Raw genomic sequence first — 22876 nt, forward strand, 5'->3', positions numbered from 1 at the left:
GATGCAGGTGGGCAGGTCGACGGATGCCGCGGTGCGGCCGTCCGGCGACCCCGCCCGCCGGTCGCCGGCTCCTTCGGGCCGGTCGTCGGCCCCGCGGCGCGCCGGGACGGCGACCGCGTTCGGCGTCGGGGTCGCCCTGGTCGCGCTGCTCGCGGCATCCGTCGTGCTCGCCGTGACCATCGGGCCGGCCGGCCTGGCCCCCGCCGACGTGCTCGCCTCGATCGCCGCGCATCTCGGGCTCGGCGAACCGACGCTGACGCCGCTCCGCGACGCGATCGTGTGGGAACTGCGCATGCCGCGCGTGCTCACCGCTGCGGCCGTCGGCGCCGGGCTCGCGATCTGCGGCGTCGTCATGCAGGCGCTCACGCGCAATCCGCTCGCCGACCCGTACCTGCTCGGCCTCTCCTCGGGTGCGTCCGTCGGCGCGGTCGTCGTCCTCGTGCTCGGCATGGCCGTCGCCCTGCCCGTCGCCGCCTTCGCCGGCGCCCTGGCGGCCCTCGCGGCGACGCTCGGCCTCGCCCGCGCCGCAGGCGGGCTCAGCCCGACCACGACCGTGCTCGCCGGGCTCGCGGTCTCGGCGGTCTTCGGAGCCGTGACGAGCCTCGTCATCTTCTGGAGCGCCACGACCGACAGCTACCGCGAGATCCTCAACTGGCTGCTCGGATCCCTCTCCGGAGCGGACTGGCCCGCCGCAGTACTCGCAGGCGCCGCGATCGCCGTCGTCGGACTGCCGCTGCTCACGACCGGGCGCACGCTCGACGCGTTCGCGTTCGGCGACACCGCGGCATCCGCCCTCGGGGTGCACGTGACGCGCACGCGCGCGCTGCTGCTCGTCGCGACCGCGCTGCTCACGGGCGCGCTCGTCGCCGTGAGCGGGGCGATCGGGTTCGTCGGGCTGATCCTGCCGCACGCCGTGCGGCTCGTCGTCGGCTCCCGTCATCGGGCGCTGCTTCCCCTCTCGGCGCTCGCGGGTGCGGTCTTCCTGGTCTGGGTGGACACGGGCGCACGGACGCTGTTCGACCCGCGCGAGCTGCCGGTCGGGATCCTCACGGCGCTCGTGGGCGGCCCGGTGTTCGCCGCGCTGCTGCTGCGCGCCCGGAGGGCATCGTGAACGCCGGGCGGGGGCCCGGTGCGGGCCGGGCGGGCGACGGGCTCGAGGGCTCGCGCGTCTCGTTCGCGCGCGGATCACGGCTCGTGGTCGACGGCGTCGACATCACCGTTCCGCGCGGCGCCGTCGGCGCACTCCTCGGACCCAACGGTGCCGGCAAGTCGACCCTCCTGCAGCTCGTCGCGGGCGTCGAGCAGCCCGAGGTCGCGGCGCTCACCCTCGACGGCGACGACCTCGTCTCGCTGCGGCGGCGCGAACGGGCGCGGCGCATGGCCCTCGTCGAACAGGACGCGCAGGCGCCCGACGGCCTCGACGTCGAGCACGTCGTCGGCCTCGGCCGCATCCCGCACCAGTCGGCGTGGGGCGGCGACTCGGACCGCGACCGCGAAGTCGTGGCACGTGCGCTCGCCGCCGCCGACGCGGCCGCGTTCGTCGGCCGGCGGTACGACGAGCTGTCGGGCGGCGAGCGCCAGCGCGTGAACCTGGCGCGGGCGCTCGCGCAGGAGCCCGAACTGCTGCTGCTCGACGAGCCCACGAACCACCTCGACATCCGGTCCCAGCTCGCGACGCTCGGGCTGCTCCGCCGGCTGGCCGACGACGGGCTCAGCGTGCTCGCCGCCCTGCACGACCTCTCGCTCGCGGCATCCTACGCCGACCACGTCGTCGTGCTCGCGAACGGCGTCGTCGTCGCGGCCGGCGAACCGTCCGACGTGCTCACCCCGCCCCTCATCCGCGCGGTCTGGGGCGTCGAGGCGAGCGTGCTGCGCCATCCGTCGACCGGGCGGCCCCTGCTCGCGTTCGCGCCGGCCGGCGCGGATGCGCCCCCAGGGGCGAGCGAGCCGGCCCGACCCCTCGGTTCGGCCCCCGCTCCCGCCTGATCGAGCCCTCCGCCCGGGCTACCCGACCACCCCGGTGCCTTCACCCGCCCCCCGACCGCCCCGGCTACCCCGGACTCACCCGCCCGTTCACGCTCCGGCCCGCCCGGCTCCCGCCCGCCCGCCCGCCCGCCCGCCACCTCACCTCTGGTTCGGGAGGAACTTCTTCACCGTGCCCGGCGTGTCGCGGTCGGACACGCCGCCGAGTGTTCGGAAGTTCCTCCCGAAGCGAAGGTGGAACCGATCGGCCACGAGGCGAGGCGGCGCGGCCGAGGGTTGGCCGGCCGGCGGGCGCGACGGATGCCACGGGCGCGCGCATCGGCGTAGCGTGTCCGCCATGGCACAGGTGACGGAGGACCGCCGGGCGCTGCTCGAGTCGGTCGCGGAGGAGTTCCTGCACAACTCGTGGCGCGGGAGGCGCCTCGTGGCGGTCGAGGGCGCCTCGGAGGCGCAGGCCGCTCGATTCGCCGACGACCTCGCCGCGACCCTCGTCGAGCGCGGGCAGCCCGCCGCGCGGGTCTCGGTCGGCGACATCGACGAGGCGACGCTCCGCTCCGCGACCGTCGAGCCGTTCCGGGCCGGCACGCTCGCGGGCGCCGAGGACGACGACGCCGTCCTCGTCATCGACGGCCGGCGACTCCTCAACGACGCCGTCCGCGGCATCTGGCACTTCACGGTGTGGACCCTCGCGGGCGACGAACTCCCCCATGCCGCGACGAACGTCATCATCGACCTCACCGACGAGGCGGCGCCCACCCGGTACTTCTACGACCTCTGCAGGCTCCCGCCGAGCATCGGCGAGCGCCGGGCCGAGGCCCGCTGAGGGGCCCGGCAGCGCCGGGTGCAGGATGGGACCCATGAGCGAACGCGGCATCCCCGTGACCAGCGCCGACGAGCTCGAGGAGATCCTCGGCGCCCCGACGACGGCAGCGGTCGGGAAGACCCGCGACCGGCTGGACGAGATCGATCGCGAGTGGCTCGCCGCGGCATCCCTCGCCTTCGTCGCGACGAGCGACGAGCACGGAGACCTCGACGTCTCGCCGAAGGGCGACCCGGCCGGGTTCGTGCACGTGCTCGACGACACGAGCATCGCGATCCCCGAGCGGCCGGGCAACCGGCGCGCCGACGGGTTCCGTAACGTGCTGCGGAACCCGCACGTCGGGCTCGTCCTCATCGTGCCGGGACGCGGCGACACGCTCCGGATCAACGGGCGCGCCACGATCGTGCGCGACGCGCCGTTCCTCGACGGCATGGTCGTGAAGGGCCACCGCCCCGCGCTCGCGCTCGTCGTCGACATCGACGAGGTGTTCTTCCACTGCTCGAAGGCCTTCCTGCGGTCGCAGGCCTGGAAGCCCGAGACCTGGACGCCCGACGCCGTCCGTCGGCGCGCGCTCATCGCCAAGGCCCTCGAACGACCCGAGGCGGATGTCGCCGAGCTCGACGAGTACTACGGTCCGTCGTACGCCGCGCGCATCTACGGGTAGCGCGCGGGCGCGCCATCCGTCGCCCCGACCAGCGCTACGACAGGATGTCGCGGGTCGCGAACCGCCAGGCGGCGAGCCCGCCGAACACCGCGATCCATCCGGCCTGCAGCAGCGCGTTGTCGGCGAAGGACTCCCACGACGGGGGCGATCGCAGCAGGTCGGCGAAGTCGAACCAGCGGTCGGAGAACAGGAAGGGATGCACCGACTCCAGTTGGGGGATCGCGCCCACGATCTGGGCGACGACCGCGAGGATCGCCGTCGCGGCCATCGCGCCGACCGGCACGACGGTGAGCGTCGACGCGAGCAGTCCGATCGCCGAGAGGCCGAGCATCGAGACCGCGACGTACGCGCCGATCGCGAGCAGACGGAGGAGCCCCTCGCCGACCGGGATCTGTCCGCCGGAGAGGAGCGTCACGGGACCGACCGGGAACAGCGCCCAGCCGATCAGGGTGCCGACGACGATCACGGTGAGCGCCGCGGCGACGCAGAACACGGCGGCGACCGCGTACTTGACCGCGAGCAGTCGCAGTCGGCCCGCCGGGGCGATGAGCAGGTAGCGCAGCGTCCCGTGGCTCGCCTCGCCGGCGATGGCGTCGCCCGAGACGACCGCGATCGTGAGCGGGAGGAACAGCGGGGTGGCGACCACCAGCGCGGTCATCCCCACGAACAGGCCGTTGCCGGCGACCTGGTCGAGGAACGCCGGACCGCGGCCGGGGCCGGACGGGCCGGCGATGCGGATCGCGATCGCGATGAGGATCGGGATCAGCCCCAGCGCCGCCAGCATCGCCCACGTCCGCCAGCGGCGGAAGAGCGTCGCCGTCTCCGACGCGAAGAGCGACGCCAGGCCGCCTCGTCGCTGCCGCCGAGCCGCTCGCAGGGGCGCGGGCGCGGGCGCTGCGGCGTCGCCGGCATCCGAGGACGTGCCGACGGTCGCGGATGCCTCAGCCGACGACATCGAAGCCCTCCCCCGTGAGCTCGACGAAGCGCTGCTCGAGGCTCGTGCGCCGGATCGCGAAGCCGCGCACCCGCACGCCGTCGCGTACGAGCGCAGCGACGAGGGCCTCGGCAGCGGGCTCGTCCGGAGCGCGGTCGTCGGCGGCTCGGCCACCGGGTTCCCGGCCACCGGGTTCCCGGCCGTCGGGCAGGGCGGCGGTCACGAACGCGTCCCCGGACCCGCCGGGCGACGACGCCTCCGGTGGAGCCGCCGCCGCGGCATCCGGCACCAGGCCGAGCCGGGCCAGCACCGCGCTCGCCGCCTCGGGATCGGGCGTCAGCACCTCGATGCGCGACGCGCCCGAGCGTCGGAACTCGTCGAGCGTGCCCTGGGCGACGAGCCGACCCGCGCTCATCACGCCGACGTGCGTGCAGAGCTGCTCGACCTCCGCGAGCAGGTGGCTCGAGACGAACACCGTGGTGCCGTCGGCCGCGAACGAGCGGATCAGCGAGCGCACCTCGCGCGTGCCCTGCGGGTCGAGGCCGTTCGTCGGCTCGTCGAGCACCAGCAGGTCGCGCGGCATGAGCAGCGCGTTGGCGAGCCCGAGGCGCTGCTTCATGCCGAGCGAGTAGGCGCCGGACTTCTTGCGGGCGGCGTGCGAGAGGCCGACCCGGTCGAGGGCCTCCGCGACCCGGCGGCCGCGGGTGGACGGCGACGCGTGCCGGTCGGCGGCGTCGAACCGCGCGAGGTTCGCCGCACCCGAGAGGAACGGCGCGAACGCGGGCCCCTCGACGAGCGCCCCGACGCGGGGCAGCACGTCGTCGAGCCCCTTCGGCATGTCCGTCCCGAGCACGCGGGCGGTCCCGGATGTCGCGCCCACGAGCCCGAGCAGCATGCGGATGGTCGTGGTCTTCCCCGAGCCGTTCGGCCCGAGGAACCCGAACACGGACCCGCGCGGGACCGCGAGGTCGATGCCGTCCACCGCGACCTGCGCGCGGAAGCGCTTGGTGAGCCCGTCGGTCTGGATCGCGAGGTCGCTCACCGGCGGCCCGTCAACGACCCGACTCGGCGACCTCGACGAGGGCGTCGACCGGGACCGATCCGGCGAGCACCCGACCGTCGTCGGTGAACAGCACCGACAGCAGCGAGGTCTGGAGCGCGCGACCGCCGTCGACGGGCACGGTCAGCGCGTCGAGCAGGTCGAGCGCCTCGCCCTCGGTGAACGGCGGCTCGGTGGCGGGCGCGACCGAATCCGCGCCATCGGCGTCCGCGGAGTCGCCGCCCCCGGCTCGGTGCCCGGCGGTCATCTCCGCGACCGTCGCGGCATCGAGCTCGACCACCGTCGCCCAGCCCTCGCCGTGCACGATCGGTCGCGGCAGGTCGGCCGTGGCATCAGCCTCGGGCTCGGCCCGCGCCTGCGCGTCGGCGAGCCACTGCTGGAGCTCGTCGACCGTCGGCAGCGGCAGCGCCTCCTCCTCGACCGTGAACGCGTCGCTCGGCTCGAACGCGAACACCGCCGGGTCGGGCGCCGCGAACGAGACGTCCGTGAACCCGGTCTCGAACGCCGGCGCGTCGGCACCGCGCGCGGTGACGGATGCCGCGAGCGCCGCCCCGTTCTCCCCGTCGATCGCGACGCGGATCTCGCCGACGAGCGTCTCGTCGGTTCGCGGCTCGAGCACGAGCTCGTACGCGTCGCGGCCCGCGACGCGCCCGTCGGTCCCGACGGAGACCGCCGTGGTCTCGTCGAGCCGATCGAGCGCGCGGTCGAGCAGTTGCTGGGGGGTGGGCAACTGCTCGCCGTCGGGCAGTCCGGCCTCGGCCTCGGCCCTCGCCTCGTCGGCGAGGCGATCGAGCTCGGCCTCCAGCCCCTCGACGTCGGCGTCGTCCGCGACGCCCAGCCGGGTGGCGGTCTGCGTCTCGGAGTCGACGAACCATGCTTCGCCGGGGCTCAGGTACACGTTGCGCTCGGCCATCCGGTCGAGCACCTGCAGGCGTGCGTGGTCGCCGTCGAGGTAGACGTTCGCGTCGAAGCTCCCGGTCGCGAGGGACACCAGCTCTCCGAGCGTGTCGGATGCCGCGGCATCCGCCTCGGAGTCGCTCGCGCCGCCGCCCATGAGCGTGCCGAGGTCGGGCAGGCCGAGCTCGGAGCGCTGCTCGATCGTGCCGGACAGCGCGTCGACGTCGGCGGCCTTCGCGAAGGCGACGAGCTCCTCGGGAGTCTTGTCGGGCAGGTCGACCGACGCGTTCGCCTGCATCGGCACCAGGATGGCGAGCGCGATCGCGACCGGCACCCCGATGGCGGGAACGACGGTGCGGGCTCGGAAGCGGGACGGCCCGGTGCGGCGTGGGCTCATGCCCTCAGGCTACGCCCGCGCCGCCCGGCTCCGCCCGGTGCGGAGCGAACTGACAGGATGCCGACGAGCGTTCGGGAGGAACTTCCTGCCGGGGCCCGGCGTGGCGCGACCCGACACGCCGGGCACCGGGCAGAACTTCCTCCCGAGGCCGCGCCCGCCCGGTCGAAAGGGGCCGAGCGGAACCGGCGCGGCCGGGCGCGCGGCGCGGCTCAGGCGCCCGGGAGGGCCCGCAGCCGCGGCGCGAGGTCGCGCTCGAACAGCTGCAGGAAGCGACGCTGGTCATGGCCGGGCGCGTGGAACACCAGGTGATCGAAGCCCCAGTCGACGTACTGCCCGACCTGCGCGACCACCGCATCGGGGTCGGTGCCGACGATCCAGCGCTTCGCGATCTGCTCGATCGGCAGCGCGTCGGCGGCCCGCTCCATCTCGACGGGGTCGGTGATGTCGTGCTTCTGCTCCTTCGAGAGCGACAGCGGCGACCAGAACCGGGTGTTCTCGAGCGCGGCGTCCTCGGTCTCCTCGTACGAGAGCTTGATCTCGATCATCCGGTCGTACTGCTCGAAGGTGCGGCCGTCGGATCGGGCCGAGAGCCCCTCCTTCACGGCGGGCATGAGCTGGTCGGCGTAGAGCTCGGCCCCCTTGCCCGACGTGCAGATGAATCCGTCGCCGGCCCGGCCTGCGTACTTCGCGACCTGCGGCCCTCCGGCGGCGATGTAGATGGGCACGCCGCCGTCCGGGCGGTCGTAGATCGACGCATCGTGCGTCGAGTAGTACTCGCCCTCGAAGCTGACCTGGTCCTCGCCGCTCCAGAGGGCTCGCATGAGTCGCACCGCCTCGCGGAGGCGTGCGTAGCGCTCGCGGAACTCCGGCCACTCCTGCTCACCGGCGCCCTGGAAGCCCGTCGCGATCTCGTTCAGCGCCTCGCCGGTGCCGAAGCCGGCGATGACGCGGCCGGGGTACAGCACGCCGAGCGAGGCGAACGCCTGCGCGAGCACCGCGGGGTTGTACCTGAAGGTCGGCGTCATCACGCTCGTGCCGATCTTCACGCTCGAGGTGCGCTCGCCGACGGCCGCCATCCACGTGAGCGAGAACGGGGCGTGCCCGCCCGTGTGCCGCCACGGCTGGAAGTGGTCGCTCGTCCACACCGACTCCATGCCGTGCGCCTCCGCGGCGACCGCGATCTCGACGAGCTCGCGCGGCTCGAACTGCTCGGCGCTGGCCTTGTATCCGAGGGTCAGGGTCACGATGCTGCCTTCCTGTCTGCGCCGTCGGGCGCGGTTGCGGCGCCCGTGGGCGCGGTCGGTGGGTCGAGCGGATGCCGCGGCGCGACGCCGTCGGCGAGGTCGGATCGGTCGCCTGGTACGAGTCCGAGCCCGAGCCCGACGACCACGTCTGCGGTCCGGGCGCGGACGCCGAGCCCGATGGCCTCGCGCAGTTCGTCCCCGGTGTCGACGTCGCGTCGGAGCCCCGGTGCGACCGCATCGGGATGCAGCGCGACGAGGTCGGCGAAGCCGGCCGTCCGATGGCGGGCCGCGGAACCCGGGCCGAAGTACGCCGCCAACGGCACGCCGGCGAGCGCGGTCGCGAGCGTGGTGCCCGTCCCCTCGGCGTCCGCCACGAAGGCGAGCGGATGCCGCGCGGCCGCCTCGAGCGCCGCATCGAGGTCCCCGGGGCCAACGGCCGGCAGGTCCCCGAGCAGCACGGCGACGGCTCGCGCCGACCCACCGGCGCCGGCGCCACGACGGCCCTCGGCGACGGCCTCGGCTGCGGGTCGCGACCGCTCGGCGCGGGCGACGGCGACGCCGTGCGAGATCGCGGCGGCGAGACCGCGCGGACCGAACTCGGGCACGACGTCGACGCCCGGGACGCCGCGCAGCTCGCGCTCGACGACCGGCTCGTCGGACACGACCACCACGCGCTCCACGGCGCGCGCCGCGCGTGCCGCGTCGATCGTGTCGAGCGCGAACGCGCGAGCGAGCGCCGCCCGCTCCGCGGGCCCGAGCTCCGGTGCGAGCCGCGTCTTCGCGGCCGTGAGCGACTTGACCGGCACGACGACCGTCCAGCCGTCGGCATCCGTCGTCGCGGTCATGCGCGCAGCCCGGGCAGCACGTCGCGGCCGAAGACCTCGAGGAATCGCGCCTGGTCGCGACCCGCGTTGTGCAGGTAGATGCGGTCGAAGCCGAGGTCGAGATGACGCTGGATGCTCGCGCGGTGCACGTCGGGGTCGGCCGACACGACCATCCGGCCGGCGAAGTCCTCGGGGCGCACGCTGCGCGCGAGCTGCTCCACCTCGAAGGGCGAACGGATGTCGCCCCGAGGGAACCGCAGGGCCCCGATCGGCCACTCGGCGAGCGCGTCGGCCATCGCCTCCTCGTCGGTCGGCGCCCACGCGAGGTTCAGCTGGAGCACGCGCGGCATGCGCGACGCATCGCGCCCCGCCTCGCGAGCGCCGGCGGCGAAGCGTGCGAGCAGCTCGGCGAGCCGATCGGCCGGAGCGTTCGTGGTGATGAGCCCGTCCACCGTGCGCCCGGCGCGTCGCGCCGTGACCGGCCCCTGGGTCGCGACGAGGATGTCCGGCGCCCGCTCGGGCATCGTCCAGAGCCGCGTCGACTCGAGTTTGAAGAACTCGCCCGAGTGCCGCACGTCGCGGCCCGCGGCCGAGGCCGCGAACAGCTTGCGGATCACCTCGATCGCCTCGAACATCCGCGCGATGCGCTCCGCCGGCTCGGGCCAGTAGGTGCCCGTGACATGCTCGTTGATCGCCTCGCCCGACCCGATCCCGAGCCAGTGCCGACCCGGGTGCATGGCCGCCAGCGTCGCCGACGCCTGTGCGACGACGGCCGGATGCATCCGGAAGGACGGCGTCGTCACGCCCGGGCCGAAGTCACCGCCGGTCGCCGCGCCGATCCCGGCGAGCACGCTCCACACGAAGCCGGACTGGCCGTGGCCGGGCAGCCACGGCTGGAAGTGGTCGCTCGCCATCGTGCCGCGGAACCCGCTCCGCTCGGCGAGCGCGGCGAGCGCCACGGCCTCGGCGGGCGGGAACCGCTCGAGCATGACGGCATAACCGATGTGGGGGCTCACCCCTCCATCCTGCCGCGCATCGCGGGCACCGCGGCCAGGCGGAGGTGAACCGGTCACTCCGGACGCAACGGCCCCTCGGCCTGCGCCTCGTCGAAGCCGGCGCGATATCCCTCGTGGTACGCCTCCTCGGCCCCCTGGCGGAACATGTCGCGATCCGAGGGCCGGACGATCGACCGCGCACCGGGCAGGTCGAGGTCGCCGACGAGGCGCCCGAGGCCGCGGACGACCGCCACGGGCACCCCGTCGGACTTGCCCTTCACGAGTTCGGCCGCGCCGGCGAGCTCGTCGGCCACGCAGGGCATCGTCACGGCGAGCGGCTTGCCCGAGGCATCCGCCTGCCCCCGCAGATCGTCGAAGACGTGCACGCCCGCGGCGCCGATCGCGATGTCGGTCTGCCCCTCGCGCCACGGCCGGCCGAGCGTGTCCGAGAGCAGCACGCCGACCAGGGCGCCGGTGAGCGAGCGGATGCCGGTGGCCAGCGCGCGCGCGGACGCGTCGGGGTCGACGGGCAGGAGCAGCACGGTGCCCTCGGGCGCGTTCGACGCGTCGACGCCCGCGGCGGCGCCGATGATGCCGAGCCGGTTCTCGACGATCCGGGTCGTGGACTCCCCGGTCTGGCGCGTCGCGACGACGCGAACGGTCTCGTCGGTGATGGCCTGCTCGCGATCGTGGGCCTGCACGATCCGCCCCTCGGCCTTCGACACGATCTTCGACGTGACGACGAGGATGTCGCCGTCGGCGAGCGGCTCGTCGATCGCGCTCACGATGAGTGCCGCCAGGTCGACGCCGACGCCGATCTCCGGCAGGCCCTCGACCCCCTCGATGCTGTACCTCACGTCCGCACCCTCCGCTCGGTCCTCCTCATATCTTCGCAGCAAGCCGGGCGCACCTTGGCAGCGTGCCCGGCCCGCTGCCAGACTTCGCATGGGCGCGCGGGGTGCGCCGGGGGAGGGTCGCATGTCCGAGGTCGTCGCCGCACCCGCCAGGCGGCCCGTGATCGTGTGGGACCTGGTGCTCTCCATCGTGCTGCTCGTGCTCATGGCCGGCCTGGCGTTCATGCTGCTGTTCTTCTCGTTCTTCCTCGCGTTCGCGGGCGACTCGTGCGGGGCGTCCTCGACCTGCGACGTCGACCGCATCGGCACGGGGATGCTCCTGGCGATGATCCTGCCGATCGTCGTCGCGGTGCTCGCGCTCGTCGCCACGGTCGTCGTGCTGGTCCTCAAGCGCATCGCCTTCTGGATCCCGCTCGTCGGGATGGTGCTCATGGTCGGCGCGTTCGCGCTCGGCGCGGCCGTCACCGTGTCGGGCGTGCAACCGGCGTAGCATCCGGGCATGTCATCCCACGCGATGGACGGCGCGGCCCGGACGGCCGCCGCCGAGGAGCGGCACGAGACCGAGGCGGAGCGCCAGGACCGGAAGTTCAACGACATCCTCCAGGAGCTCCGCGTCGTCATGACGGGCACGCAGCTGATCACGGGCTTCCTGCTGGCCGTGGCGTTCCAACCGAAGTTCGCCGAGCTCGAGGTGCAGGAGGTGACGCTCTACCTCGTCCTCGTCGTGTTCGCGACGACGGCGACGATGCTGGGGCTCGCTCCCGTGATCCTGCACCGGGAGCTCAGCGGCAAGAAGCAGAAGGACCGGGTCGTCCGCATCGCGAACACGCTGCTGCTCATCCTGCTCGTCGTCGTGTCGCTCGTCGCGGCCGGGGTCGCGATGCTGATCTTCGACGTGACCGTGAACCGCCAGGCCGGGTACATCGCGGGCGGCGTGGCCCTGGTGCTCCTGCTGGCGTTCTGGACGGTCGTACCGCGCATCGGCGCGCGCGAGCCGCGCCGGCGCTGACCCGTGCCCGCGTCGTCGGCGAGGGTCGGCGCGCGACCATAGGCTGGAATCCATGCGCATCGCCACCTGGAACGTCAACTCGATCCGCACCCGATACGGCCGCGTCGTCGACTGGATGGTGCGCGAGGACGTCGACGTGCTCGCGATGCAGGAGATCAAGTGCAAGCCCGACCAGTTCCCGCACGAGGCGTTCGAACAGGCCGGCTACGACCTGGCCCTCCACGGCCTGAACCAGTGGAACGGCGTCGCGATCGCGAGCCGCCTGCCGATCGCCGACGTCGAGACCGAGTTCCCCGGCATGCCCGGCTTCCTCAAGGGCCACGAGGGCCCCGACCTGCCGAAGGAGGCGCGCGCGATCGGCGCGACCGTCGACGGCATCCGCCTCTGGAGCCTGTACGTGCCGAACGGCCGCTCGCTCGGCGACCCGCACTACACGTACAAGCTCGACTGGCTCGCGGCGCTCACCGACCTCGCTCGCGCCGAGACGTCAGCGCACCCCGATCGCCCGTTCGCGCTCATGGGCGACTTCAACATCGCCCCGCTCGACGAGGACAACGGCGACCCGACCGTCATCGAGGGCGTCACCACGCACGTCTCGCCGCCGGAGCGGGCGGCGTTCCGCGCGCTCGAGGACGCGGGGATGACCGACGTCGTCCGGCCCATCGTCCCGACGGGCTACACGTACTGGGACTACAAGCAGCTCCGCTTCCCCCGCAACGAGGGCCTGCGGATCGACTTCGTGCTCGGCTCGACGGCGTTCGCCGACCGGGTGACGGATGCCTCGATCCACCGCAACGAGCGCAAGGGCGACGCGCCGAGCGACCACGTGCCCGTGCTCGTGGAGCTCGCTCGCGAGCAGTCGGGCGACGACGACGACCTGCCGATGATCTTCGGCTGAACGACTCGTCCGCCGGAGCGCAACCCCGGACGGACATCCAGCGCGAGGGGTTACCCTTCGTCAGATGGACTCCCCCACGGAACAGGTCGCGAACTCGGCGACCGACCCGGTCCTCGGCTCGACGCTCGCCGACCGGTACCGCGTCGACGGCCTCATCGGGCGCGGCGGCATGGCCGCCGTGTACCGGGCCGACGACCTCGCACTCGGCCGGCGCGTCGCCGTCAAGGTCTTCACGGCCTCGACCGAGGGCATCGACGACGCCGACCGCCGCCGTTCCGAGACGGCCCTCCTCGCGAGCCTCACCCACCCCGCCCTCGTCACCCTCTACGACGCGGCGAAGGACCCGGCGAGCCGGCGCGAGTTCCTCGTCATGGAGCTCGTCGAGGGCGAGGACCTCCGCAAGGTGCTCGAGCGCGGCCCGGTCTCCCGGCGCGACGCGGCACGGATGCTCGCCGACCTCGCCGAGGGGCTCCACGTGATCCACTCCCGGGGCATCGTGCACCGCGACGTGAAGCCCGCGAACGTGCTGCTCTCCTCCGCGCACCTGCCGACCCGGCGCTGGAACGCGAAGCTCGCGGACTTCGGCATCGCTCGGCTGCTCGACGAGTCGCGACTGACCGCGACGGGACGCATCATCGGCACGCCCGGCTACCTCAGTCCGGAGCAGGTCCGAGGCGAGCCGGTCGGCAGCAGTGCCGACGTGTACGCGCTCGGGCTCCTCATGCTCGAGTCGCTCACCGGCGCCCAGCCGTTCCCCGGGCCGGCGCTGGAGTCGGCGAGCGCACGACTCGTTCGCGATCCGGCCATCCCGAGCGACCTCCCGGCGGACTGGCGCGACCTCCTGGCCGCGATGACGGCGCGGGATCCCGCCGAGCGGCCGACCGCACTCGACGTGGCGCTGGCCACGGAGTCGCTCGGGGTCGACGACGCACCGACCCGCGGCGACGACGCGACCGTCGCCCTCACGCGGCCCGCGGCGACGGAGGACGACACGCGCGTGCTCCCGGCGACCCGGGTCGTCCCCGCGGAGTCCGACGACGCCACGGCGGCCACGCGCATCATGACCGGCGTCGCCGCGCCGGCTCCCGCCGCCGACCGGGCCGAGGAGCCCGCCGGCCGCAGGCGGCTGCCGCGGCGGATGATCCTCGGGCTCTCCGCAGCGGCGGTGCTCATCGGTGCGCTCGTGGTCGTGCCGATCACCGTCGGCGCGCTGGCGGGCGGCGGCGCGACCGGGGAGCCGACGCCGTCCGAGGCACCGCTGCCGAGCGTCGAGGGCGACCTCGGGACCAGTCTCGACCAGCTGGAGGAGGCGGTGTCGCCATGACGATCCGACTGCGCCGCGCCCTGTCCGCGGCATCCGTCACCGTCGCGCTCGCCGTCGGCCTCGCCGGCTGCGCGGCCGGGCCCGCGATCTCCGAAGGCGATGCGACCGCCTTCCGTTCGCAGGTCGTCTCGATCGCCGAGTCGTCCTCGGCGGGCGACTTCGCCGACGCCCTCGCGCGCCTCGATGTGCTGCAGGCCGAGGTCGACGCCGCTGCGGCGGACGGAAGCCTCGACGCGGACCGCGCGGCGAGCATCACCGAGGCGATCGCACTCGTGCGTGCCGACCTCGAGGCGGCCATCGCCGCGGCGACGCCGAGCCCCGAACCGACGCCGACGGAGTCGGAGTCGTCGGACGAGGCCGACGCTTCCGAGGACGGCGGTCCGGGCAACTCGGGCGACGACGGGGGCGAGGGCAACAGCGGCGAGGGCAACAGCGACGACAAGCCCGGCAAGGGCAAGGGTCGCGACAAGGGCGGCGACTGAGCCGGCTCAGTCGCGCCCGGTGAACCGCTCCATCGAGCGGTAGACGCCGAATCCGTCGCCGACGACGCGATCGAACACGCGGGTCGGCAGGATGGCCCGCAGCGCGCGTGAGAGCCTGACGCTCGCGGGCAGCTCGAGCAGCGGACGGCCGGCGAGCATCGCCCGCCAGACGCGCTCGACGACGTATTCGGGTTCGAGGACCGGCGCGAGGATCGGACCGCGCGCGCCCTGGAACATCCCCGTCGCGATGTACGACGGCGTGACCGTGGTCACGGTCACGTGCCGGTGGCCCGCCTGCGCGAGTTCGAGTCGCAGCGAGTCGCTCCACCCGTTCAGCGCGGCCTTCGACGCCGCGTAGACGGCCATGCGCGGGTTCGCGAGGGTCCCAGCGGCGCTGCCGATGTTCACGATGCGCGCCGGCCGGCCCCGCGCGATCATCGCGGGCAGGAACTCGCGCGCGACGTACATCGGAGCCAACGCGTTCACGAGCATGGTCGGCCTGACGTCGTCGCCGCTGTCGGTCTCCCAGAAGTAGGCGTTGCCGCGGACGATGCCCGCGTTGTTGATGAGCACGTCGGGCGTGCCGTGGTCGCGCCGGACCTTGTGCGCGGCCTTGGCGATCGCACCCGGCTCGGCGACGTCGACCACGTACGAGCGCACGCGCGTGCGGCCCTTCGCCTGCTGCCCGAGCTCGTCGGCGGTGCGCGCGAGGGCCGCGGCGGCACGATCCCAGAGCATGACGGATGCAGCGCCCTCCGCGACGGCCCGCTCGGCGTACATGCGCCCCATGCCGCCCGCCGCGCCGGTGATCAGGAGGTTCGCGCCCCGAACGGTTCTCGCCATGGGGATCATTCTGGCAAGTCGGCGGGGCGACTCGCGTCGCGAGGGAGTCGGCGCGGCAGAATCCTCCGTATGGACGACCCCGAGGTGCGACTCGTGCGGATGACCGACACGGAGGTCGCCGCGTGGCTGCCCGCAGCGATGGCGCAGTACGAGCAGGCGCGACGCGATGCCGGCGACACTCCCGAGCAGGCTGCGGCGGGTCGGCGCGCGTCCGAGGAGCGGTTCTTCCCCGAGGGCCGGTTGGTCGAGGGGCAGCTGCTGCACTCGATCCGGCTCGGCGACGAGGACGCCGGCTGGCTCTGGATCGGCCCATGGGACGAGCACGGCGAGCTCTGGTGGGTCTGGGACCTCGAGGTGCATCCTGCGTTCCGTCGGCGCGGGGTCGCCCGGCGCGCGATGCTCGCGGGTGAGGAGATCGCGCGGGAGCACGGCGCGTCGCGGCTCATGTTGAACGTCTTCGGCGGCAACGACGGCGCGATCGCGTTGTACCGCGACCTCGGCTACGAGGTCGCGTCGCTGCACATGGCGAAGCCGCTCTGAATCACGACGCGAGCATCGTGGTGTGACGCCGCGTGTCGTCCGGTGTTACGTCGTGCTTCACGCCCACGACGGCGGAGAGCGCGTTCCGGTTAGCGTCGAGCATCCGCCCGCCGCGACCAGGAGCATGAGATGACGACCGCACCAGCCGCACCCGCCGGACCCGCGTCCGCCGGAGCAGCGACCGCCGCACCCGCGGCGCCCGTCGCGCTGCGCGGTGTCGGCCGTGCGTTCGGCGCACCCGACGGCGGCACGCGCGACGTCCTCCGCGACGTCGACCTCGACGTCGTCGCGGGTGAGATCGTCGCGATCCTCGGTCCGAGCGGATGCGGCAAGTCGACGCTGCTGCGGATCGTCGCGGGCCTCGACCACCCGACGGCGGGCGAGGTCGCGATCGACGACGCCCCGGTCCGCCCCTACGACGTGCGCTGCGCGGTCGGCTTCCAGGAGCCTCGCCTGCTGCCGTGGCGGAGCATCGAGCGGAACGTCGCGTTGGGCCTGCCGCGCGGCACCGGTCGCCGCGACGGCCGCGCGCAGGTGGCGCGCCTGCTCGAGCTCGTCGGCCTCGCCGAGTTCGCCGGGCACCGCCCGCACGAGGTGTCCGGCGGGATGGCGCAGCGTGCGTCCCTCGCCCGCGCCCTGGCGCGCAATCCCGAGGTGCTGCTGCTCGACGAGCCCTTCGGCGCGCTCGACGCCCTCACCCGCCTGAAGATGCAGGACCTGCTGCTCGACGTGCACTCGGCCGAGCCGACCACCGTGCTGCTCGTCACGCACGACGTCGACGAGGCCCTCCAGCTGGCCGACCGGATCGTGCTGCTCGGCACCGACGGTGACGCGACGGGGGCCGGCATCCGCCAGACCGTCGTCGTGCCGGGCCACCGGCCCCGCGACCGCGGCTCCGCCGAGCTCGCCGAGCTCCGCGGCCGCCTGCTCGACGGACTCGGCATCGACCGGCACGGCGCCGCGCGCGGCATCCAGGCCACCACGACCATCCCGCACTACCCGTACTGACCGACGACGACGGCCCGACCACAGCACCGCCGTCGACGTCGCACCCCCACCCACCGAGAAGGAGCCACCCGTGTCCCGCACCACCGTCTTCCGCACCGCGCTCGTCGCAGGCGCCGCAGCGACCGCGCTGCTGCTGTCCGGCTGCGTCGCCGGCGAGAACCAGTCCGCCGAGGCCGTCGCCGAGGGCGACTCGCTCGAGGGCCAGGCGCTGAACATCGACTTCGCGACGTACAACCCGCTGAGCCTCATCATCAAGGACCAGGGATGGCTCGAGGACGAGGGCCTCGAGGTCACCTGGGTCCAGTCGGCCGGCTCGAACAAGGCCAACGAGGCGCTGCGCGCCGGTGCGATCGACGTGGGCTCGACTGCCGGCTCGGCGGCGCTCCTCGCACGCGCCAACGGCTCGCCGATCAAGACCATCGACATCTACTCGCAGCCAGAGTGGTCGGCGATCGTGGCCGGCCCCGACAGCGAGATCGACGAGGTCGCCGACCTGAAGGGCAGGACGGTCGCCGCGACCAAGGGCACCGACCCGTACTTCTTCCTGCTGCAGACGCTCGAGGCCGAGGGTCTCGAGCCCGACGACATCACCGTCGAGAACCTCCAGCACGCCGACGGCTGGGCCGCACTGCAGAACGGCGCGGTCGACGCGTGGGCGGGCCTCGACCCGATCATGGCCGGCGCCGAGGAGGCGGGCGCGACGCTGATCTACCGCAACGTCGACTTCAACAGCTACGGCTTCCTCAACGCGACCGAGTCGTTCCTCGAGGAGAGGCCCGCGCTCGCGCAGCTCGTGATCGACGCGTACGAGCGGGCGCGCGTCTGGGCGGCCGAGAACCCCGAGGAGACCGCCGCGATCCTCGCCGAGGTCGCCGGCCTCGACGAGTCCATCGCCTCGAAGGTGATCCTCGAGCGTTCGAACCTCGACGTCGACCCGGTCCCCGGCGACGCCCAGGTCGCGCTGCTCGAGAAGATCGGCCCGGTCTTCGTCGAGCTCGGCGACGTCGCCTCGCAGGACCAGGTCGACGACGCGCTCGCGACCCTCATCGACGACTCGTTCGTCACGCAGGCGGACCCCGAGCGGTTCGCGAAGTAGCCGTCACCCAGCCGAGGGAGCAGACCATGACGACGGATGCCGCGAAGACGACGGACACAAAACGCTCGGGCCTGCCCGACGGCTCGGTCGGCTCGGCCTTCGCGGCACCCGTCGCGGTCGGCGGCCGGGCGGTCGCCGCGGCGGATGCCACGGGGCCGGTGGGCGTCGACGCACGCCCGTCGGGCGGCGAGGACCGGCGCATCGCGGCATCCGCCCGGCGCCCTGGCCGCCCGACGCGCCCGGGCCGTTCCGGCCGGGGCGACGGCGGCGACCGGCGACCGCTCACCTCGCGACGCTGGTTCCGGATCGTCGGCGGGGCGCTGATCCCGCTCGCGCTGCTCGCCGCATGGCAGGTCGTCTCGACCACGGGCGCGGTTCCCGTGTCGCAGCTGCCGAGCCCCGAGATGGTGTGGCTGGCCGCGATCGACCTCGCCGAGCGCGGCCTGCTCGGCCTCTACGTCGCGATCTCGACCCAGCGCGTGTTCATCGGCTTCGCGTTCGGTGCGCTGTTCGGCCTGCTCGCGGGCGCCGTCGTCGGGCTCTCGCGCCTCGGCGACGTGCTGTTCTCGCCGACGCTCGGTGCGGTGCGCGCGGTTCCGTCGCTCGCCTGGGTGCCGCTGCTCATCCTCTGGTTCGGCATCGGCGAGGACTCGAAGGTCATCCTCATCTCGATCGGGGCGTTCTTCCCCGTCTACACGATCGTCGCCGCATCCCTCCGGCACGTCGACCGGCGCCTCCTCGAGGCGGGCCGTGCGTTCGGGCTCCGCGGCGCGACCCTGTTCGCGACCGTGCAACTGCCCGCGGTCGTGCCGTCGGTGATCGCGGCGCTCCGCCTCGCGCTCGCGCAGGCCTGGCTCTTCCTCGTCGCCGCGGAGCTCATCGCCTCGTCGATGGGCCTCGGGTTCCTCCTCAGCGACTCGGGCAACACGGGCCGCATCGACCGGATCTTCCTCGCGATCATCCTGCTCGCGGTGCTCGGCAAGCTGAGCGACGCGCTCGTCGGGCTGCTGGAGCGGTGGGCGGTGCGCCGCTGGGCGTGAGCCCGGCACGCCGGAGCGCGCCGTCGCGCTCAGTCCGCGAGCGGGACCGCCTCGATCCGGTCGCCGGGCCCGACGAGCACCAGCACCCGCTCCGCGGTCATGCCCTCGAGTGCGGCGACCACGACCGCGGCATCCGGCCCCGGCGCCTCGAGATCGACGCCGTCCGCGTGGTCGCCGTCGCCGTCGGCGCGGCGACGGCGCCACACGACCACGCGGGCACCCGTCGCCGCCGCGATCGCACGCTCCGCGGCCTCCGTGTCGCCTGAGGCGACGAGCACGATGCGCCCGATGCGGCGCGCGGGCGAGACTTCGGTCTCCGAGATCATCGCGCGGTCCCGACGCCAGACGGCGAAGTGGTAGGCGAACACCAGTGCGGTGGCCACGAGCAGGCCGAGCGGCGCACGGATCCGGTCGACGAGCGCGAAGCCGGTCCCGGGGTCGAGCACGAAGTCGAACACGCGGTAGCCGACGACGAGCAGCGTGATGATCGCCACCACGGCGCTCGCGCCGAACACGGCGACCAGGTAGACCCGCCGCCCCACGTCGACGGCCTCGGCCGGTTCGGGCCGGCGCGTCGGGCGCCAGTTCAGCCACCAGATCGGTCCTCCGACCACGATCGCGCTGAGGCCGCCGAGCAGCAGCGCCCGGTTGCCCGACGAGGCGAGCGGAGACGAGAGCTCGGCGAGCAGCGCGTTGACGACGACGCCGATGCCCGATGCCGCGGCCACGAGGCCGAGGCCCGACATCACGAGCACCGCCGCGCGGCGCGTGCCGTCGGAGTGCACGGCGGCGATCCGCGCGTGCAGGAGCCACACGAGCGCGCCCACCCCGGCGGCGGCGATCGCCGTGCCGAGCGGGATGAGCACGGCGCTCGCGGTCTCGCTCGGGTCGAAGGCGAGCCGGAGTCCGACGAAGACGATCATGCCGACGCCGCCGAGCATCGCCGCCCCGCCGCCGAGGACGCCGACCACGACGAGCGACACCGCGGCGAACCCGGTCGGGATGCGCCGGACGCCGTCGCGGACCCAGTGCCACCACCACACGGCGAACCCGATCACGGCCCAGACGAGCGCGTCCACGGCCGCCAGGGCCCACGAGTCCCGGCCGACCAGCACCGTCTCGGAGGCACCGCGGATCGCGGCGTCGAACACCGCGGCGAGCGCGGACGCCGCCCCGGTGGCGCCGACCACGAGGCCGTAGGCCGCCCCGATCACGAGCGGCACCGTCGCCATTCGCGTCGGCCCCTTCGCCGGGTGCCGCAGCATCCATCGGTGCCACAGCCAGACGAGCGCCCAGACCAGGCCGATCGCGAGGCCGCCGGGGGCCCAACGGCCGTCGACGAGGTTCGTGATGCCGCCCGCGATCGACGTGGTCGCCACGACCAGCGAGACCGTCGTCATGGCCGCGAGGTAGAGCGGCCACGCGATCGAGCCGCGCTCGCCGGGCTCGTCGAGACGTCGCCAGGCGCCCCACCAGAGGAGGGCCGCCAGCGGACCGGCGATGAGCGCGAACGCGAGCTGGAGCGCGAGTTCGTCGGTGCCGCTGCCGGCGAGGGTGCGGTCGACGTCGAACGCGCGATCGAGCAGGCCGCTGACTCCGACCGCGGCGATGGTGACCAGCACGAACAGCAGGATGAAGACGATCAGCCTGCGCACCGCGCCCTGCGCCGACCCGACCGACGCCGTGCTCATCCCCTGACCACCGTCGGGTCGCAGATCGTCAGCGGCCAGGGCGCCGACTCGATGCGCCACTCGCCGCCGACGCGGACGAGGTCGAACACCCCGCGCTCCTCGTACTCCGACGCTCCGAAGGGTCCGTCGCCGTAGGTGGTGACGATGAGCACGTCGACGTCGGCGGTGTCGTCGCGCACGGTCGTGTCGACCAGGGTGACCCGGATCCCCGCGGGTTCGGCGGACGGCATCCTGGTGCAGTCCTCGGCGAGCTCGGGGACGAGGTGGTCCATCGCAGCCGCCTCGTCGCCGTCGATGACGGCGGCGGAGTACTGCTGGACCACCCCTTCCGGGGTGTCGGCGTCGAGCTGCTCGGGTTCTCCGCGCGTGAGCACGGCGACGAGCGCCACGATGACGAGCACCCCCAGCACCGCGAGGATGACGACGAGCGTGCGGTCGGGTCTCGAGCGTTGGGCCTCCATGCTCGTATCCTCGTGCGGCGCGACCGTCGATGTCGGACCGAAGGTCACCCGCCGTGAGCCGTGGTTCGAGCGGTCGACCCCCGGCGGACACAGGGCCGAGGTGGGCGCGCCGCATCGGGAGGCGACCCTCGGATCAGGGGCGTGCACCCTCGGGTCACCGTCAGCGCGGGCCGTGGCTCACGAGGGCGCCGCGCCCCGGCAGGGCGCCGGCGAACTGGCCCTCGACGCTCGCCAGCGCGAAGCCCCTCGCCCGCAGCCGGTCGATGATCGACGGGACCGCCTCGATCGTCTCCTCGTGGGTGTCGTGCATGAGCACGATGCTGCCGGGCGCCGCCCCGCCCGCCGCCCGTTCGACCACGACGTCGACACCGGGATCCTGCCAGTCGCGCGTGTCGAGGTCCCACACCACGAAGGGCAGCGGGACGAGCTCGCGCACCTCGGCGTTCGACGCGCCGTACGGCGGACGCAGGCTCGTGGGCCTCACGCCTGTGGCGGACGCGATCGCGTCCTGGGTGCGGCGCACCTCGTCGCGCACCTGCTCGTCCGTCAGCTTGGTCAGGTTCGGATGCGCCCACGTGTGGTTCGCGATCTCGTGCCCTGCGGCCACGATGCGGGCCGCCGTCCCGGGGTTCCGCGCCACCGACGAGCCCTGGACGTAGAACGTCGCCGCGGCGCGCTCGCGATCCAGCACGTCGAGCAACGACGGGGTGAGCGACGTCGGTCCGTCGTCGAACGTGAGCGAGACGCACGCCAGGAGCGTGCAGTCGACCGGGTCGCCGCCGCCCGGCGCCGAGGGCGGCTCGTACGGGTCGCCGGAGACGGCGGCGGACCGGACGATCGATCCCGACTCGGAGAGGAACGGATGGAGCAGTCGCCACGGCACGTGCACCGAGGTCGGGCTCGTGCGATCGACGCCCGGCACCGCGAGCGTGATCACGACGCCCGCCGCCCCGGCCGCCGAGTCGACCAGCAAGGTCTTGGAATCCTCCCCCGCCACCCCCGCGAACGGGTCCTCGCCCGGCCCGACCCGGGACGCCGCCCGGAGCGCCTCGGACACGAGCGCGAGGACCCGGGCCGCGGAGCCGTCGGCGTACAGCCCGGCGCCGTCGTGCGGCGCGGCGTCGGGGCCAGCCGCGTACCAGACCTCGCGGGCGACCTGGGTCGGCGCGTCGGCCTGCACCCTGGCGATCACCAGTCGCTCGCCGACCACGGCGCCGGATGCCACGACGATCGAGCAGTCGACGGACAGCCTCGTGCGACTCACGGCGTAGGCGCTGCCCCCGGAGCACGGGGCGCTCGCTCCCCCGGCGACGAGGTCCACGCCGGGCGTCCAGGCGGCGCCGTGCGCGGCGGCGAAGTCGCGGAGCGCGCCCGCGACCCGCGAGGTCAACGCGTCGCCCAGCGCGGTCGAGCCCGGCGGCACCGCCCATCGCGCGTTCGCGGCGAAGCCGTCGGTGCGCATCGCGGCAAGGCGCGGGACGAGTGCGGCGATGCGTTCCCCGCCGAGCGCGACGGGGCCGGCGACCACGCGAGGGCCGGGCTGCGCCTCGGGCCGCACCGTCTCCGGAGGGGGCGAATCGGACGGCTCCGCGGTCGCCGTCGCCGGATCGCCCGGGAGCGGTGACGTCACCGCCGGATCGCACGCGCTGAGTCCGATGCCGAGCGCGATCGCGACGGCGATCGCGAACGCGGTCCGCGTCCGTCGGCGTCGCATCCTCGCCGCCCCCATGCGTTCAGGCTACGCGCGCGACGGCGCGCCGAGGCGGTGCCCGGCCGACCGCGCCGCCGACGAGGACGGGCGCGGCGGTCGAT

At 74.1% G+C, this 22876-nt stretch carries 24 protein-coding genes; 13 read left to right on the forward strand and 11 right to left on the reverse strand.

Annotated elements, in window-relative coordinates; all coding sequences use genetic code 11:
* The first annotated feature begins 1 nt into the window (after position 1).
* From ACFVHK_RS00880 to ACFVHK_RS00895, 4 genes are all read left to right on the forward strand, one after another.
* Positions 2-1111 (forward strand): putative F420-0 ABC transporter permease subunit, encoded by a 1110-nt coding sequence (locus ACFVHK_RS00880; protein WP_376927643.1) that lies wholly within the window; start codon positions 2-4, stop codon positions 1109-1111.
* Positions 1108-1986 carry an ATP-binding cassette domain-containing protein gene (locus ACFVHK_RS00885; protein ID WP_376927161.1) on the forward strand — a complete coding sequence of 293 codons (879 nt, stop codon included), beginning with the start codon at positions 1108-1110 and terminating at the stop codon, positions 1984-1986. The genes ACFVHK_RS00880 and ACFVHK_RS00885 overlap by 4 nt, the downstream gene beginning before the upstream one ends.
* A gap of 334 nt (positions 1987-2320) precedes the next feature.
* Complete coding sequence (locus ACFVHK_RS00890; RefSeq protein WP_376927162.1) at positions 2321-2806, forward strand: hypothetical protein; 486 nt, start codon at positions 2321-2323, stop codon at positions 2804-2806.
* A 34-nt stretch (positions 2807-2840) separates the two neighbouring features.
* On the forward strand, positions 2841-3467 hold the full coding sequence (locus tag ACFVHK_RS00895) for an MSMEG_1061 family FMN-dependent PPOX-type flavoprotein (RefSeq protein WP_376927163.1): 627 nt from the start codon (positions 2841-2843) through the stop codon (positions 3465-3467).
* Positions 3468-3501: 34 nt separating this feature from the next.
* On the opposite strand, the gene ACFVHK_RS00900 is transcribed toward ACFVHK_RS00895, so the two are convergent.
* The 7 genes from ACFVHK_RS00900 to cofE form a co-directional block, all read right to left on the reverse strand.
* Positions 3502-4422: an ABC transporter permease gene (locus tag ACFVHK_RS00900; protein ID WP_376927164.1), complete on the reverse strand. Its 921-nt coding sequence runs from the start codon at positions 4420-4422 to the stop codon at positions 3502-3504.
* Complete coding sequence (locus tag ACFVHK_RS00905; RefSeq protein ID WP_376927165.1) at positions 4409-5443, reverse strand: ABC transporter ATP-binding protein; 1035 nt, start codon at positions 5441-5443, stop codon at positions 4409-4411. The genes ACFVHK_RS00900 and ACFVHK_RS00905 overlap by 14 nt, the downstream gene beginning before the upstream one ends.
* Positions 5444-5453: 10 nt before the next feature.
* A complete protein-coding gene (locus tag ACFVHK_RS00910; protein ID WP_376927166.1) occupies positions 5454-6755 on the reverse strand; it encodes a LolA family protein in 1302 nt (433 codons plus the stop codon).
* Positions 6756-6964: 209 nt separating this feature from the next.
* On the reverse strand, positions 6965-7999 hold the full coding sequence (gene fgd / locus ACFVHK_RS00915) for a glucose-6-phosphate dehydrogenase (coenzyme-F420) (RefSeq protein WP_376927167.1): 1035 nt from the start codon (positions 7997-7999) through the stop codon (positions 6965-6967).
* Positions 7996-8844, reverse strand: a complete 849-nt coding sequence (cofC, locus tag ACFVHK_RS00920; protein WP_376927168.1) for a 2-phospho-L-lactate guanylyltransferase — start codon at positions 8842-8844, stop codon at positions 7996-7998. Before cofC ends, fgd begins: the two co-directional genes overlap by 4 nt.
* Complete coding sequence (locus ACFVHK_RS00925) at positions 8841-9839, reverse strand: TIGR03557 family F420-dependent LLM class oxidoreductase (protein WP_376927169.1); 999 nt, start codon at positions 9837-9839, stop codon at positions 8841-8843. The genes cofC and ACFVHK_RS00925 overlap by 4 nt, the downstream gene beginning before the upstream one ends.
* 53 nt (positions 9840-9892) lie before the next feature.
* Positions 9893-10675 carry a coenzyme F420-0:L-glutamate ligase gene (gene cofE, locus ACFVHK_RS00930; RefSeq protein ID WP_376927170.1) on the reverse strand — a complete coding sequence of 261 codons (783 nt, stop codon included), beginning with the start codon at positions 10673-10675 and terminating at the stop codon, positions 9893-9895.
* A gap of 121 nt (positions 10676-10796) precedes the next feature.
* Here cofE and ACFVHK_RS00935 point away from each other — a divergent pair, with 121 nt between their 5' ends.
* The 5 genes from ACFVHK_RS00935 (at position 10797) to ACFVHK_RS00955 (ending at position 14385) form a co-directional block, all read left to right on the forward strand.
* Complete coding sequence (locus ACFVHK_RS00935) at positions 10797-11162, forward strand: hypothetical protein (RefSeq protein ID WP_376927171.1); 366 nt, start codon at positions 10797-10799, stop codon at positions 11160-11162.
* A 9-nt stretch (positions 11163-11171) separates the two neighbouring features.
* Positions 11172-11681 carry a DUF6328 family protein gene (locus ACFVHK_RS00940; RefSeq protein ID WP_376927172.1) on the forward strand — a complete coding sequence of 170 codons (510 nt, stop codon included), beginning with the start codon at positions 11172-11174 and terminating at the stop codon, positions 11679-11681.
* Between the two features lie 52 nt (positions 11682-11733).
* Positions 11734-12579 carry an exodeoxyribonuclease III gene (locus ACFVHK_RS00945; RefSeq protein ID WP_376927173.1) on the forward strand — a complete coding sequence of 282 codons (846 nt, stop codon included), beginning with the start codon at positions 11734-11736 and terminating at the stop codon, positions 12577-12579.
* Positions 12580-12643: 64 nt separating this feature from the next.
* A complete protein-coding gene (locus ACFVHK_RS00950; RefSeq protein ID WP_376927174.1) occupies positions 12644-13903 on the forward strand; it encodes a serine/threonine-protein kinase in 1260 nt (419 codons plus the stop codon).
* A complete protein-coding gene (locus tag ACFVHK_RS00955; protein ID WP_376927175.1) occupies positions 13900-14385 on the forward strand; it encodes a hypothetical protein in 486 nt (161 codons plus the stop codon). The genes ACFVHK_RS00950 and ACFVHK_RS00955 overlap by 4 nt, the downstream gene beginning before the upstream one ends.
* A 6-nt stretch (positions 14386-14391) precedes the next feature.
* Here the strand turns inward: ACFVHK_RS00955 and ACFVHK_RS00960 are convergent, their stop codons facing one another.
* Complete coding sequence (locus ACFVHK_RS00960) at positions 14392-15228, reverse strand: SDR family NAD(P)-dependent oxidoreductase (protein ID WP_376927176.1); 837 nt, start codon at positions 15226-15228, stop codon at positions 14392-14394.
* A gap of 69 nt (positions 15229-15297) precedes the next feature.
* Between ACFVHK_RS00960 and ACFVHK_RS00965 the strand changes: the two genes are divergently transcribed.
* From ACFVHK_RS00965 to ACFVHK_RS00980, 4 genes are all read left to right on the forward strand, one after another.
* Positions 15298-15768 (forward strand): GNAT family N-acetyltransferase, encoded by a 471-nt coding sequence (locus ACFVHK_RS00965; protein WP_376927177.1) that lies wholly within the window; start codon positions 15298-15300, stop codon positions 15766-15768.
* A 129-nt stretch (positions 15769-15897) separates the two neighbouring features.
* Positions 15898-16776, forward strand: coding sequence for an ABC transporter ATP-binding protein (locus tag ACFVHK_RS00970; RefSeq protein WP_376927178.1), 879 nt, complete (start codon positions 15898-15900; stop codon positions 16774-16776).
* Positions 16777-16846: 70 nt separating this feature from the next.
* Positions 16847-17872: an aliphatic sulfonate ABC transporter substrate-binding protein gene (locus ACFVHK_RS00975; RefSeq protein WP_376927179.1), complete on the forward strand. Its 1026-nt coding sequence runs from the start codon at positions 16847-16849 to the stop codon at positions 17870-17872.
* 26 nt (positions 17873-17898) lie between these two features.
* Positions 17899-18912, forward strand: coding sequence for an ABC transporter permease (locus tag ACFVHK_RS00980; RefSeq protein ID WP_376927180.1), 1014 nt, complete (start codon positions 17899-17901; stop codon positions 18910-18912).
* A 29-nt stretch (positions 18913-18941) separates the two neighbouring features.
* Here the strand turns inward: ACFVHK_RS00980 and ACFVHK_RS00985 are convergent, their stop codons facing one another.
* The 3 genes from ACFVHK_RS00985 to ACFVHK_RS00995 all read right to left on the reverse strand — a co-directional run bounded on the left by ACFVHK_RS00985 (position 18942) and on the right by ACFVHK_RS00995 (position 22793).
* Positions 18942-20603, reverse strand: coding sequence for a DUF5671 domain-containing protein (locus ACFVHK_RS00985; protein WP_376927181.1), 1662 nt, complete (start codon positions 20601-20603; stop codon positions 18942-18944).
* Complete coding sequence (locus ACFVHK_RS00990; RefSeq protein WP_376927182.1) at positions 20600-21064, reverse strand: hypothetical protein; 465 nt, start codon at positions 21062-21064, stop codon at positions 20600-20602. The genes ACFVHK_RS00985 and ACFVHK_RS00990 overlap by 4 nt, the downstream gene beginning before the upstream one ends.
* Positions 21065-21224: 160 nt before the next feature.
* Positions 21225-22793 carry a polysaccharide deacetylase family protein gene (locus ACFVHK_RS00995; protein ID WP_376927183.1) on the reverse strand — a complete coding sequence of 523 codons (1569 nt, stop codon included), beginning with the start codon at positions 22791-22793 and terminating at the stop codon, positions 21225-21227.
* Positions 22794-22876 lie beyond the last annotated feature (83 nt).

Origin of the sequence: Agromyces binzhouensis (assembly GCF_042672355.1) — a bacterium.
Classification (GTDB): Bacteria; Actinomycetota; Actinomycetes; order Actinomycetales; family Microbacteriaceae; genus Agromyces; species Agromyces binzhouensis.

What these genes read in the sequence shown, in the direction of transcription:
- ACFVHK_RS00985 (WP_376927181.1), bottom strand. Translation starts at nt 20,603, where the DNA reads ATGAGCACGGCGTCGGTCGGGTCGGCGCAGGGCGCGGTGCGCAGGCTG.
- ACFVHK_RS00900 (WP_376927164.1), bottom strand. Translation starts at nt 4,422, where the DNA reads ATGTCGTCGGCTGAGGCATCCGCGACCGTCGGCACGTCCTCGGATGCC.
- ACFVHK_RS00960 (WP_376927176.1), bottom strand. Translation starts at nt 15,228, where the DNA reads ATGGCGAGAACCGTTCGGGGCGCGAACCTCCTGATCACCGGCGCGGCG.
- ACFVHK_RS00970 (WP_376927178.1), top strand. Translation starts at nt 15,898, where the DNA reads ATGACGACCGCACCAGCCGCACCCGCCGGACCCGCGTCCGCCGGAGCA.
- ACFVHK_RS00890 (WP_376927162.1), top strand. Translation starts at nt 2,321, where the DNA reads ATGGCACAGGTGACGGAGGACCGCCGGGCGCTGCTCGAGTCGGTCGCG.
- ACFVHK_RS00995 (WP_376927183.1), bottom strand. Translation starts at nt 22,793, where the DNA reads ATGGGGGCGGCGAGGATGCGACGCCGACGGACGCGGACCGCGTTCGCG.
- ACFVHK_RS00950 (WP_376927174.1), top strand. Translation starts at nt 12,644, where the DNA reads ATGGACTCCCCCACGGAACAGGTCGCGAACTCGGCGACCGACCCGGTC.
- ACFVHK_RS00895 (WP_376927163.1), top strand. Translation starts at nt 2,841, where the DNA reads ATGAGCGAACGCGGCATCCCCGTGACCAGCGCCGACGAGCTCGAGGAG.
- cofC (WP_376927168.1), bottom strand. Translation starts at nt 8,844, where the DNA reads ATGACCGCGACGACGGATGCCGACGGCTGGACGGTCGTCGTGCCGGTC.
- ACFVHK_RS00945 (WP_376927173.1), top strand. Translation starts at nt 11,734, where the DNA reads ATGCGCATCGCCACCTGGAACGTCAACTCGATCCGCACCCGATACGGC.
- ACFVHK_RS00990 (WP_376927182.1), bottom strand. Translation starts at nt 21,064, where the DNA reads ATGGAGGCCCAACGCTCGAGACCCGACCGCACGCTCGTCGTCATCCTC.
- ACFVHK_RS00965 (WP_376927177.1), top strand. Translation starts at nt 15,298, where the DNA reads ATGGACGACCCCGAGGTGCGACTCGTGCGGATGACCGACACGGAGGTC.
- ACFVHK_RS00940 (WP_376927172.1), top strand. Translation starts at nt 11,172, where the DNA reads ATGTCATCCCACGCGATGGACGGCGCGGCCCGGACGGCCGCCGCCGAG.
- ACFVHK_RS00935 (WP_376927171.1), top strand. Translation starts at nt 10,797, where the DNA reads ATGTCCGAGGTCGTCGCCGCACCCGCCAGGCGGCCCGTGATCGTGTGG.
- ACFVHK_RS00910 (WP_376927166.1), bottom strand. Translation starts at nt 6,755, where the DNA reads ATGAGCCCACGCCGCACCGGGCCGTCCCGCTTCCGAGCCCGCACCGTC.
- ACFVHK_RS00955 (WP_376927175.1), top strand. Translation starts at nt 13,900, where the DNA reads ATGACGATCCGACTGCGCCGCGCCCTGTCCGCGGCATCCGTCACCGTC.
- ACFVHK_RS00880 (WP_376927643.1), top strand. Translation starts at nt 2, where the DNA reads ATGCAGGTGGGCAGGTCGACGGATGCCGCGGTGCGGCCGTCCGGCGAC.
- ACFVHK_RS00980 (WP_376927180.1), top strand. Translation starts at nt 17,899, where the DNA reads ATGACGACGGATGCCGCGAAGACGACGGACACAAAACGCTCGGGCCTG.